We start from the raw sequence: 13,332 nt of genomic DNA, 5'->3' as shown, positions 1-13,332 counted from the left end.
GAACTTGATTTTACTTCAGATCATCCAAAGCAATATTCAATTTTAACACGTTTACAGTAGATAAGCCGAAGATGCCCAGCACTGGTGCTTTTGTATTGGCATCTATCAGTTGTTTCAAACGATCTGCTGCAATACCTCTGGCTTTTGCCACACGGGATATTTGTACGTAAGCCGCAGCAGGCGTCAGGTGCGGGTCAAGACCACTTGCAGAAGCGGTGACCAGTTCCGCTGGAATATCTGATTTTTTAACGTCAGGATTATGCACCATAAAAGTGTCTATCCTTTCGGCTACCGTTTTCAGGTAATCAGGATTGCCGGCAGATTTATTGGAGCCACCGGAGCTGGCAGCATTATAATCAACAGCAGAAGGGCGTGGTTGAAAGTATTTATCAGCAGTAAATTTCTGCGCTATATTTTCATATCCCACTACTTTACCATTATGCATAACCGTTATACCGTCGCCTTTTCCGGGCGCCATTTTAGCTATGCCTGCCAGGAACAGGGGATATATACCACCCAGCAATACAACCAGGAGCAACGTTAATTTTATAGATGGCCAGAGATACTTTTTCATAATTTAACTTTTATCAATTTTACGATTACATGAAAAGCGCTATCAACATATCAATCAGCTTGATACCTATGAAAGGCGCTATAATACCACCCACACCATATATCAGGAGGTTCCTGCGCAGCAGCGCGCTGGCGCCTATAGGCTTGTAAGCCACGCCACGCAATGCCAGCGGAATCAGCATCGGAATAATGATCGCATTAAAAATTACCGCACTCAGAATAGCAGTTTCAGGGCTGTGCAGCTTCATGATATTAATACCCTGCAAAGCCGGGATGGAAGCCACAAACAACGCAGGTACGATTGCGAAATATTTGGCTACGTCGTTCGCAATAGAGAAGGTAGTTAACGTACCACGCGTCATCAGCAGCTGTTTACCTATCTCCACTATTTCAATCAGTTTGGTAGGATCATTGTCCAGGTCCACCATATTGCCCGCTTCTTTAGCAGCCTGTGTACCACTGTTCATTGCCACGCCAACATCAGCTTGCGCCAGCGCTGGTGCATCGTTGGTACCATCGCCCATCATGGCCACCAGTCTGCCTTCATTTTGCTCCTTGCGGATATAGCTCATTTTATCTTCCGGCTTGGCTTCTGCAATGAAGTCATCCACACCGGCTTTATTGGCAATGTATTTAGCAGTAAGCGGGTTATCGCCGGTTACCATGACCGTTTTTACACCCATCTTACGCAGACGGTCGAAACGCTCGCTGATACCGGGTTTGATGATATCCTGCAATTCAATAACACCCTGTACTTTACTGTTGAGCGCTACCACCAGCGGTGTGCCACCATCATTAGAGATGGCTTCTACTTTAGCCAGCGTTTCAGCAGGGAAACTATAGCCTTCTTTTTCAGCTAATCTTTTGATAGCATCATAAGCGCCTTTACGGATACGGTTGCCATCAGGTAAATCGATACCGCTGCTGCGGGTTTCAGCGGTAAATTTTACCAGGCTGGCGCCACTCACAGATAACTTATTTACAACTTCCTTACCCGCCAGTTCCACGATGGACTTACCTTCCGGCGTTTCATCAGACAAAGAGCTGAGTGCGCAGAGACGAATAAATTCTTCGGATTTAATACCGTTGGTAGCATAAAAGTTAGTAGCCCTACGGTTACCAATAGTGATGGTACCGGTTTTATCCAGCAGCAGCACATCTATATCACCCGCAGTTTCTACCGCTTTACCAGACTTGGTAATTACATTGGCACGCAGTGCACGATCCATACCTGCGATACCAATGGCAGATAATAAACCACCGATAGTAGTGGGGATCAGACATACAAACAAAGAGATGAAGGCCGCAATGGTGATAGGGGTTTGTGCATAGTCAGCAAAGGGTTTCAGCGTTACGCACACAATGATGAATATCAGTGTGAAGCTGGCCAACAGAATTGTCAACGCAATTTCATTAGGCGTTTTCTGTCTGCTGGCACCTTCTACGAGGGCGATCATTTTATCCAGGAAAGATTCACCCGGCTCTGTGCTCACCCGCACTTTAATATGATCAGACAATACCTTGGTACCGCCCACTACACTGGATTTATCACCGCCAGCTTCGCGGATCACCGGTGCACTTTCACCGGTGATAGCTGATTCGTCAATACTGGCAAGGCCCTGTACAATTTCGCCATCCGCAGGAATAATATCTCCCGGATCACATACAAAGATGTCGCCTTTACGCAGGGTAGCAGAAGAAACTATTTTTATTTCGTTGGTAAATATTTCACCAATCAATTCCACTTTTTTCGCTGGTGTTTCTTCTCTTGTTTTACGTAAGCTTTCTGCCTGTGCTTTACCACGTGCTTCTGCAATGGCTTCTGCAAAGTTGGCAAACAGTACGGTGAGGAAAAGCACAACAAATACAGCAGTATTATATGCAACACTTCCCTGATCTGTGTTTTTGGTGATGAATGCATACAGCGCTACTATCAGCATTACAGCAGTGCCTATCTCCACGGTGAACATCACCGGGTTTTTGATCATCAGTCTTGGATTCAGCTTCACAAAGGATTGCTTCAGGCTCTCTATCACCTGTTCCTTCGGAAACAATTTATTATCATTCTTCATGGTCGTAAGTCATTAAAAAATTACAGGGAAAAATACTCTGCGATAGGACCCAATGCCAGTGCCGGGAAATAAGACAAGGCAGTGAGAATAATGATCACAGCAAATGTCATGGCACCAAAAGTGAGCGAATCTGTTTTCAGCGTACCGGCAGATTCAGGTATATGTTTCTTGGCTGCCATCAGGCCCGCAATAGCTACCGGTCCTATAATTGGCAGGAACCTGCCCAGGATCAGTACAAAGCCGGTAGATACATTCCAGAATACGTTACCATCTCCCAGACCTTCAAAACCGGAACCGTTATTGGCATTAGAGGAAGTGTATTCGTACAGCATTTCAGAGAACCCGTGATAACCAGGGTTATTGAGCCATGTGGAAGGCTTCACTGCCCAGTTTACATCCGGATGGTGCACTAATACCCATGATGACAAAGCAGTACCTGCCAGGATCAGGAAAGGCGATAATAATGTGATGATCGCGGCAATCTTTACTTCCCGTGCTTCCAGCTTATGCCCCATGAATTCAGGCGTACGGCCTACCATGAGCCCTGATATAAATACAGCGATAATAATGAAGATGTAATAATTGAGAATACCAACACCACAACCACCATAGAAACAGTTCAGCATCATAGCCAGCAACTGCATCAGGCCGGTCAGTGGCATTGTGCTATCGTGAAAACCACATATAGAACCAGTAGAGATAATGGTAGTAACCGTGCTCCAGTAGCCGGTAGCAGCGGCACCAAAGCGCACTTCCTTGCCCTCCATGGCCCCCGTAGCCTGTTGTATGCCCATATGCGCAATAGCCGGATTCCCCCCCATTTCCTGTTGCATGGATGGAATCAATAAACAGATCATCCCGATCGTCATAATCCCAAATATGACATAGGCAAATTTCTTACGCTGGATAAACATACCCAGTGCAAACACCATGGCAATAGGAATCACTACCTGCGCTACCATTTCGGTCATCCAGGTAACGTAGTTCGGATTTTCCAGCGGATGTGCGGAGTTAGCACCAAACCAGCCACCACCATTGGTACCAAGGTGTTTGATAGCCACAAAACCGGCAGCAGGACCGCGGGAAACATTCACGGTATCACCCTGCATGGTGATCACGGTATCTTTACCGGCGTAGCTCGCAGGCATACCGTTAAAGATGAAGATGAGCGCAATAACAATACTGATAGGTAACAGAATACGGGTAATCGTTTTCAGAAAAATATCCCAGAAGTTACCCAGTTGGGTAGTGGTTTTTTCTTTCATTGCCTTAAACACTACTATCAGTGCAGCAATACCAGTAGCAGCACTTACAAATTGCAGGAAGGCCAGTACAAACAGTTGTGTGAAATAGGTGACGCCAGATTCTCCGGCATAGTGTTGCAGGTTACAGTTTACAACAAAACTGATGGCGGTATTAAACGCCAGGTCGGCCGACTGTCCAGGGTTTCCATCGGGATTCAGCGGCAGTTTATCCTGAAACATCAAAGCAAAAAAGGCATATACAAACCATACCATATTAATGGTGAGGAGCGCCTTCATATGCTGTTTCCAGTTCATTTCCTCTTTAGGATTGATACCGGCAATTTTAAAGAAGAGACGTTCCAGCGGTGCCATAAAATCAGACCAGGTGCGCTCTCCCTTGAATATTTTTACAATGTATTTTGACAGTGGCCAGGCCAGTAGCAGCGTTATGCCGTAGGTGGCTATTACGCCTAAAATTTCTGTTGTCATTTCTATAGTTAGTTAAAAAGCTTTGCGTATAGGCATAGGAGTTATATTGCTCCCGTCAGAATTTTTCAGGTTTCAGCAACACATATAACATGTACCCGAAAACGAAAATTGATAGCACAAATAATGCGGTCATAATTACAGTTGTTTAATTAAATTTTTTCGAAATAATCTACTGATTTAAAGAAGAGGGCAAAGCAGGCCAAACCCGCCAGTACCAGGAGAATCGTCATCATCATAAAAATTGTTTTAAATGGCTATTGTTTGTAAATGCTGTATCCTTACATTCTTAAGCGATAAAGGCAGTAGTTCCTTATGTTTAGTGCACAGCAACGGAGATAACGTATACATAAATACACTTTCAATGGCATTGCGTAATACATTACTTCCATTGTGGTACAGTACACCTGCTATGGTAAAGCAACGCCTAACCTCCTGTAATTGTTCACCGCGGATCATATGGCTGGTATAGTCAGCAAACGTGTGAATTACTTTACTAACCGTCCCTTTCACAGGAACCTGTTGCTCAGCAGGAAATGACAATCCCGGGATTTGTAAACCAATTAACTGGGAGATTTTAGAGTCTGGTAACATACAGATCAAATGTTTTGATACAATATGTATAATACCAGCGAAGTGCCAGCATATAGCATAAGTCATAAACGATCTATAACTACCTGATATTCAATAAGATAAATAATATTCAGGGAGATAGGGGAATTATGCCGGTCAGGAAAACCATGCAGAAATAGTAGGGTATATGCAAAAATTGAAAACGTTAAACAGTTGCCCGTCTAACGTTTTTCTTATAATTTCTTCTTGCCAAAGTGATAGTTGATCATAAACATTCCTACTGATCCGAGTTTAACCCGGTAATAAGATCTGCTGGCATCCGGATCAAAAGATCCTTTTTCATAAGGAGTAAAATAGTGGCAGTTCAGCGTAAGTTCTGTTGAAAGAGAAGGAAAGCTCACTGTAATATCACTGCCCACTGACTTGTCAAATTTTTTCGTAGTAGCATTCCAGTTATAATTACCGGCATACTTCGCGAAATCAAAACGGCCAGTTTGCTGGTCCAATACATAACCATAGAATGTCACATCCAGCACATCTGTGATACTAATCATGAGTGGTTAATAATCAACAAAATAAAAGGTGAGATATTTACGCTTTACAGCGATAAATAGCTCACCTTTTACAAAAACTATTAAGCGTATTAACTAAATAAATACAATACATCTTCTTTCGTCAGCTTCTTCACAAAACCGCTATCATCAGAAATTATTTCCTTCACCAACGATTTTTTGCGCTCCTGTAACTGCAGTATTTTTTCTTCTACCGTATCCTTACAAATCATACGATACGCAAAGATGTTTTTCGTTTGCCCGATACGGTGTGTACGGTCAATGGCCTGTTGCTCTACTGCCGGGTTCCACCAGGGATCTACAATGTATACATAGTCGGCCGCAGTGAGGTTCAGACCCACACCACCGGCTTTCAACGAAATCAGGAATACACGGCACTCATCATTATTCTGGAAGTTCTGAATTGCTTTTTCACGATCCATTGTGGAGGTGCTGCCATCAAAATACTCATATGGAATCTTCAGGTGCTGCATCCTGTCGCGGATCAATCCCAGCATACCCAGGAACTGGGAGAAGATCAGCACTTTGTGGTTACCGATGTTCTCTGAAATTTCGCGGGTAAGTTCATGCAGCTTCACAGAATGGTTCGGATACTGTTCCGTATCGTTCAGGATAGCCGGGGAATCACAGATCTGGCGCAGCTTCATGAGGCCTTGCAGGATGGTAAGCTGCGAACGCTCCATTCCCTGATCTTCAATTACACCCAGGATCTTGGAGCGATAAGTATTGCGGTAAGCATCATAAATATGCCGTTGTTCCGCATCCATTTCGCAGAAGATCACTGTTTCAATTTTTTCCGGTAAATCTTTCGCCACCTGTTCTTTGGTACGACGAAGGATAAACGGATATATCAGCTTACGCAGATGTTCTTTTCTTTCTTCATCCTGGAACTTATCGATCGGTGTAGCAAATTCATTACGGAAAAAGTCTACACTACCAAGCATTCCCGGGTTCAGGAAGTTCATCTGTGCATAAATATCAAATGTATTATTCTGCATAGGTGTACCACTCAGTGCCAACCTGTTTTTGGTATGCAGCAGCTGCGCGGCCTTAGTCACCTTGGATTGCGGGTTTTTAATCGCCTGCGATTCATCCAGGATAACATAATCAAACTCTACTTTCATGAGCATCTGTATATCACTACGCAGCGTACCGTACGTGGTAATGATAGCATCATATTTCATGAGCTCTTCTACATCTTTCAGCCTGGCAGGGCCATGATGAATATGGTGCCTGATATCCGGCGTGAATTTGCGGATTTCGTTTTCCCAGTTATAAATCAGTGTAGTAGGACAAACAATCAGGGCCATACATTTACCCTCATTCTTGTTCTTGTAATACTGTACAAAAGTGAGTGCCTGGATAGTTTTACCAAGACCCATGTCATCTGCCAGAATACCGCCCCATTTGATATCATCCAGGTAGTTAAGCCACTGGAAGCCGCTCTCCTGGTAAGGACGCAGGGTAGCCTGCAAATTATGCGGCAAATCGATGTTGCGGATTTCATCAAACTGCAACAGCTTTCTGCGTTTTTGTTCCAGTTCCAATACAACAGCTTCATCATCTATAAACTCGTATAGTTCATCGATAACACTGAAGTTATATTTGCTGAGTTTAAGTCCTTTATCTCTTTCTTCCCCTACTTTAAATAACAGGGAATACTTGCGCAGCCATTCTTCCGGCAACAGGCCCAGAGAGCCGTCTGCCAGCTGAACATAGTTCTGTTTATTGGCCAACGCATTTTTAATATCCTTGATGCTTACTTTCTGATCACCATACAATACTTCAATCTGTGCATCAAACCAGTCGATGCCGGAGCTGATCTGTAAATTAGTGACTGGCTTATGCGAACTGAATTTGAAATTGCGCAGGGAATCAAAACCAAATACGCGCACATTCATTTCTTTCAGGGCATCAAAAAAGAGGAAGAACCAGTTGTTCTTCAAGGCTTCTTTGGCGCGCAGATAAAAATAATTGTGGTTATCGTGTTGCGCAAAATTGGTATGTAAGGTGCGGAGTTTATTAACAAACTCTTCTTCCGCTTCTTTATTACGATGGATGATCAGCACTTTATTTCCTTCCTGCACAGTGATCTTGCTCTCATCATTCCATTCCACTTCCTGACCGCGATAAGCGAATCCGGGTTGTATAATAAATGTTTCACCCAGTTCTTTCAGGTATACGCGGCATTCAGGAATAATATCATCCACTTCCGCTAGCAGGCCCTTATCAAACTGAATATCGTATTGTCTGCTCAACGGCAGCAGGTAATCTTTGAGGTATACCGGCCATTCCTTGTTAGCAATACGCAGTTTTCCGCTTTGTCTGAAAAGCTCTACGTGCAGCGCATCCTGCGGGCTTTCAAATAAATAAAGTACTTGTTTATGCAGGAATAACAGTGGGCTTTCCCAGGCATTATCCGCTACATTTATCAGTTCGCCTTCAATAGAAACATAACAGTTCACCTCTACATGCGTATCGCCTGTGGTGGTTTTAATGATCAGTTTCAGTCTGTCGGCACCTATTTGTAAATGCTGTAAATTTTTTGTTTTAAAGGCTTGTCTGTTGGGCAGTTCAAATACCAGCCCATGTTCTGCCAGTTGCGGAAAAACCTTTGCCAGTTTAGGATGCAGGTATTCCAGCATCAGTTCTTTTGTTTCGGTAGGCAGTTCTTCCGCATTTTCATGCGTAATATTTTCCCAGATGCCAGCAAACGGAGAATTTTTGCTGAGGAATTTGCTCACTTCAGTGCCTTGCAATTTTCGTATAGGCGCTATGAGTTCCCTGTCCTTTTCCTTGAACTGGTAAAAGTCTACGTACTTGGTCAGATCCAGTTTACTTGCCAGCGAAACAAAGGCAGTATGTTCTTCGTTTGCTTCTCCGCTTACCAGGTCTATCTTAAAGTAGGGATATAATGATTCGTTGGCATTGAAAACCGCTGCCAGTCGTTGTGTTACCGTAATAGTTTCTTCTTCCTGTGGCGGGGGAGCCGTTACGGCTGGTTGCCGGCCGGCAGTTACGCCATCCACCCGTTTGATGGAAGGGTCCAGCACACGCAGGAATGGCTTCCCGTCCATATACGAGAAGGCAAATTTGCCGTTCAGGTCATCTGACAAAGAATAACCATATAACGACAGGAGTTTATTTTTTTCTTTATCCCAGTTACGCAGGGTATCAAAATAGAATGGGCCATGCTTTTGCAACAGTTGCAGGAACAGGGCGGTTTTATGTACACACAGCGCGTGTTCTGTTTCATCGCAGGTGCAATGGGTATCATAAAAACGTTCTTCATTCCGTTGAATAATCAACGGATATTCCTTGTCATCCAGCTTCAGCAGGGCTTCTATCTTCTCATCCTTTGCCAGCTTTATTTTGGCAGGATGTTTTTTGGCGATATCTTCTGCCTCAGAGAGCATAATGCCGGAAGTGAGCAACTTGATTGTTTTAATATCAATAGACTTCATTTTAATCAGCGTATGCTGCTGATCAAACTGAATGTCGAAGCTCTCGAAATGATTTTTGTCCAACATCTCCTGCAGCTGGAAAAGCGCTGCAGCTTCGTGCCGGCAAATATCACCCAGATTATACGGGCATTGGCACCGGATGGACATTCCCGTTGTTTCTCCATACTTGCTGATGGAAACACGGTAGTAATTGGCATGTGTGTCGCTCTTTACGCGGAAGGTAGCTGATTTCAGCACCGGGTCTGCCTCTATGAGTTCAACGCCCCCGGCCGAAAAAATACGCTTCCCCCTGCGGATCACTTCATCAGTGCCGTTGTTGTAAACATATTTTAGCAAATGGGGTAGCGACATACTATACGTTGCCTGCTTTTATTATCAGCAAAAGGGTTACTAGATATATCAAAAATATTTAACAGCTGATAAAAAGGCAATCCACAAAAGTAAGCAGAAAATTTCTAATTAAGATCATGAAACAGATTAAGAAGCCATTAACCGCACCCCGTTTGCCATGGCTGGAAATGCGGTATTTTCATACATCGTTTTTTTAAATAATTTAAAAGAATATAGTTCGCTGTTTATCAATCGTTTAATCGCTCAACGGATATGTTGCAGGTATCTTTCTAATGAAAAATCTACTGCCGATTGCGCACCGGTTTTAATATATTTCCCAAAAGCACCATACATAGCATCGTACGCCAACGGCTTTATAGCGGCATGCAACGTATTTATTTCTTTAGCAGATAAAGGAATATTATTAGGATAGCTGTACATCACTGAAACAGTTTTTCTATCCGTAGATACCTGGATTACATCGCCCACCAGCAGCATACCTTTGCTTGCAGGTGTGTATAACACGTTTCCACCGACAAAATGGCCACCACACAGCACCAGCTTAATGCCATCCCACAAAGCCAGCTCGTTACCTTCCCATAATTGAATGTTTTTATCCCGGCGTTGCAGCCACATGGCGTCCAGCTTATGTACATATACCGGCGCGTTATCAAATGCATGACTCCACTCCACAATGGTGGAAAAGTAATGTGGATGGGAGATCGCAATGGCTTTGATACCACCCAGGTGCTGAATAATATTAATCGTAGAGGCGTCGAGGTTAGCAATACAGTCCCACAGGATATTGCCGCCGGGAGTAATGAGCAAATGTGCCCGCTGCCCGATGGCAAAGTCAGGAGCAGTATAAATGGCGTACAAATTGGGCGCCACCATTTCTATAATATTCTTATGCGTTTTTTGTACCTCTTCCAGTGTAGTCCAGCTTTGGCCACCCGGATTCACGTACTGTCTTTCATCTTCACAAATAGGGCAGTGGGCAGGCGCTTCAGCCGTGGCTTCATATTGCACCCCACAGGTACTGCAGAGATAATGATGCATAGTTCCGTTTTTTGCTGATAAAAGATATGGATTTTTAAATAAAACAGGCAAACCCATTGCGGCAAGGCTGCAACAATTCAGAGAACAAGAGCGGGAAATTGTCTGAATCAGGATTAGACTGATTATACAGATTTCCCTGATTTTATTTTTAAGATTTTAAAAAGATGGGCGAAGATTTAAGCGGATATTGTCTGAACCAGGATTTTTAGGATTGAATGGATTACCCTGATGGATGCCGAAGACCTTAGCAAAGATATTCGCGTATTTCTTTCAAATAAAAAAACAACATAACACCCATCAGGGTAATCCATTCAATCCTAAAAATCCTGGTTCAGACAATATCCGCTTAAATCTTCGCCCATCTTTTTAAAATCTTAAAAATAAAATCATGGAAATCTTGGAAATCAGCCTAATCGGGAGAAAGACAATTACCCCGCAACCAATTCTCCATCCTTAAACAGCGGCAATACATTTGCACCATCCGCTGTAAGGCAATAATGAATATCCTTTTCAAGCCCGTAATTAGCTAAACGCTGATAGTGGGATGCCTGCTTCATGAAAGTATAAATATCTCCTTTAGCAGATTCGTAAAGCGATTCAGCAGCAATGGCGGAATCACAGCTTACATCAAAGTGTTGCTTAATGCGGCTTACCACGGCGCCGGCAAACAAGGTATCTTCCATGTTTACACGATCTTTCCAGGCGGCGCAGCCCAGGATTACATTTTGATTTTGTGCAATGAGATAGTCGCAAACTGCACTGATATTAGGAAAAGAGCCGGTAATAATTTGCACTGCATCTTTAGCCATGTGTAATAACTTGGTGCCGTTGGTGGTAGTTAATACCAGCGTTTTATTTTCGATAAACGAACGCGGATATTCAAACGGTGAATTACCGTGTACCAGTCCTTCCGCGACCTTGCCATCACGCTCGCCGGCAGTGATGCCGCCAATAGCACGGCCGATATTCACACATTCTTCCACACTGGCTACCGGAATCACTTTAGCAGCACCGTTATACAAAGCAGTGCAGATAGTAGAAGTAGCACGCAGCACATCTATGATGACTACAATGCTGTTCTTTACATCAAATAAATGTAATAAAGCCGGAGATAAACATACTTCCAGGCTGGGTTTCTTGCTCTCTGTCATTCAATTGCTTTTAGCATTAATCAAGGATTACTCTCCACTTTTCACTTTCTGCATAATCCTTAATAGTATCATTACGCAGCTGCAGGAGTTTGGTCATATATTTTTGCAGATAGATCCGCTCGAATAGTCTTCCTAACCAACCGTACGGCGTGCCAAAATCCATGATATCAATCATCACGGTGCCGTTGCCGATTTCTTTAAAATGATGGGCGTGTTTCATATGGGTAAAATCCCCATCTGTCATCTCATCCGTAAAAAACTCCAGCGGGCGCATGTCCGTGATTTTTGTTGTCAATTCCCGTATTTTCCCCAGGTGCTTTGCACGCCAGGTCACTGTTTCATTATACGATATCAGTCCGTTGGTGCGGCCTTTAATCGCTTCTTCCTGCAAATGCGTCATACTTCGCTTGTGCAGTGTGATGCTCCTGCTCAGGTCGAAGACCCTTTCCAGCGGAGCATGAATGACGGTAGTTAAATGGATAGTAGGCATAGATATGGTAATAAATATAAAAATTTCGGTGTACCGAAAACGTTCCAGCCACCGAAATTAATAACTTTAACCGGCTATTCCTAGCTCAGGAATGGCACTTTCACCACTTTTGCCTTCAGCGACTTGTCCCTTACAGCAATAAATATTTCACTATCCTGTGCAGTAAATGCTGTTTTCACATAGCCGAGACCGATAGCCTTCTGCATTGTAGGCGATTGTGTACCGGAAGTAACACGACCAATTACATTGCCATCAGCATCTTTAATTTCGTAATCATGACGGGGAATACCTTTATCCACCATTTCAAAACCTACCAGCTTCTGGGTAATACCATCGGCTTTCTGTTTTGCAAATTTTTCGCTGGAAGTAAATTCCTTGGTGAATTTGGTAATCCAGCCCAAACCCGCTTCCATTGGAGAAGTACGGTCGTCTATATCATTACCGTAGAGGCAGAATCCCATTTCCAGGCGGAGGGTATCACGAGCACCTAAACCAATAGGTTTCAGACCTTTAGGTCCGCCGGCTGCGAAGATAGCATCCCAGATTTTATCTGCTGCGCCATCTACATCTTCAAAATAAATTTCAATACCACCCGCACCGGTGTAGCCAGTAGCACTGATCAGCACATTAGGCACACCCGCAAAAGTTCCTTTTGTAAAAGTGTAATACTTCATATTTACAATATCCACTTCTGTTAACGGCTGCAGCAGGCTGGTAGCGTTAGGTCCCTGAATAGCCAGTAAACAGGTTTTGTCGGAGATGTTGTGCATTTCCACCCCTTTGGTGTTGTATTGGCTGATCCAGTTCCAGTCTTTTTCAATATTGCTGGCATTTACCACCAACATGTATACTTTATTTTCTTCAATGCAATATACCAGCAGATCGTCTACTATACCACCATCCAGGTTAGGTAAACAGCTGTATTGGGCTTTGCCGGCAGTGAGTTTGGAGGCATCATTGCTGGTAACACGCTGGATCAGGTCCAGGGCATGTTCTCCCTTTAACATAAACTCGCCCATGTGGCTAACATCAAACACGCCGGCGTTTGTACGCACCGCCTGATGTTCATCGTTGATACCAGTGTAGGAAATAGGCATGTTGTAACCCGCAAAGGCAGCCATCTTAGCTCCCAGCGCAATGTGTTTCTCTGTAAAAGGCGTGTTTTTCATACTTTGTTTTTAAAACGGGGCAAAAATAGCGATTTGGCAAATAGCAACGACGAATTACCCCGGATGAATGACTTTTTACAGACCAAAGCATATATTAGAAATACCTCAAATACAATACCGTCGTGACAAATAACTATCTTGCAGTACAG

General features: G+C 43.6%; 11 protein-coding genes. All 11 read right to left on the bottom strand.

Annotated elements, in window-relative coordinates; genetic code table 11:
• Positions 1-10: 10 nt before the first annotated feature.
• The gene (locus tag CLV51_RS03875) at positions 11-574 is read right to left on the bottom strand and encodes a K(+)-transporting ATPase subunit C (RefSeq protein WP_106526683.1); all 564 of its coding nucleotides are present in this window, start codon (positions 572-574) and stop codon (positions 11-13) included.
• 25 nt (positions 575-599) lie between these two features.
• Positions 600-2,645 carry a potassium-transporting ATPase subunit KdpB gene (gene kdpB, locus CLV51_RS03870; RefSeq protein ID WP_106526682.1) on the bottom strand — a complete coding sequence of 682 codons (2,046 nt, stop codon included), beginning with the start codon at positions 2,643-2,645 and terminating at the stop codon, positions 600-602.
• Positions 2,646-2,665: 20 nt separating this feature from the next.
• Positions 2,666-4,378: a potassium-transporting ATPase subunit KdpA gene (gene kdpA, locus CLV51_RS03865; RefSeq protein ID WP_106526681.1), complete on the bottom strand. Its 1,713-nt coding sequence runs from the start codon at positions 4,376-4,378 to the stop codon at positions 2,666-2,668.
• 55 nt (positions 4,379-4,433) lie between these two features.
• A complete protein-coding gene (locus CLV51_RS29885) occupies positions 4,434-4,511 on the bottom strand; it encodes a potassium-transporting ATPase subunit F (RefSeq protein WP_116975749.1) in 78 nt (25 codons plus the stop codon).
• A 113-nt stretch (positions 4,512-4,624) separates the two neighbouring features.
• Entirely contained in the window at positions 4,625-4,969 is a 345-nt protein-coding gene (locus CLV51_RS03855) for a DUF7674 family protein (RefSeq protein WP_106526680.1), read from the bottom strand.
• Between the two features lie 212 nt (positions 4,970-5,181).
• The gene (locus CLV51_RS03850) at positions 5,182-5,502 is read right to left on the bottom strand and encodes a hypothetical protein (protein ID WP_106526679.1); all 321 of its coding nucleotides are present in this window, start codon (positions 5,500-5,502) and stop codon (positions 5,182-5,184) included.
• A gap of 89 nt (positions 5,503-5,591) precedes the next feature.
• Positions 5,592-9,335, bottom strand: a complete 3,744-nt coding sequence (locus CLV51_RS03845) for a DEAD/DEAH box helicase (RefSeq protein ID WP_106526678.1) — start codon at positions 9,333-9,335, stop codon at positions 5,592-5,594.
• A 243-nt stretch (positions 9,336-9,578) separates the two neighbouring features.
• The gene (locus CLV51_RS03840; protein ID WP_106526677.1) at positions 9,579-10,373 is read right to left on the bottom strand and encodes an MBL fold metallo-hydrolase; all 795 of its coding nucleotides are present in this window, start codon (positions 10,371-10,373) and stop codon (positions 9,579-9,581) included.
• Positions 10,374-10,801: 428 nt separating this feature from the next.
• On the bottom strand, positions 10,802-11,524 hold the full coding sequence (locus CLV51_RS03835; protein ID WP_106526676.1) for a 2-phosphosulfolactate phosphatase: 723 nt from the start codon (positions 11,522-11,524) through the stop codon (positions 10,802-10,804).
• A 16-nt stretch (positions 11,525-11,540) separates the two neighbouring features.
• Positions 11,541-12,014: an SRPBCC family protein gene (locus CLV51_RS03830; protein WP_106526675.1), complete on the bottom strand. Its 474-nt coding sequence runs from the start codon at positions 12,012-12,014 to the stop codon at positions 11,541-11,543.
• An 80-nt stretch (positions 12,015-12,094) separates the two neighbouring features.
• The gene (gene gcvT, locus CLV51_RS03825) at positions 12,095-13,183 is read right to left on the bottom strand and encodes a glycine cleavage system aminomethyltransferase GcvT (protein ID WP_106526674.1); all 1,089 of its coding nucleotides are present in this window, start codon (positions 13,181-13,183) and stop codon (positions 12,095-12,097) included.
• Between the last annotated feature and the right edge of the window lie 149 nt (positions 13,184-13,332).

It is taken from the genome of Chitinophaga niastensis (assembly GCF_003014755.1).
In the GTDB taxonomy this organism is placed as follows: domain Bacteria; phylum Bacteroidota; class Bacteroidia; order Chitinophagales; family Chitinophagaceae; genus Chitinophaga; species Chitinophaga niastensis.
The sequence above is the reverse complement of the archived record's forward strand: the minus strand, read 5'-3'. Positions and strand labels throughout refer to the sequence as shown.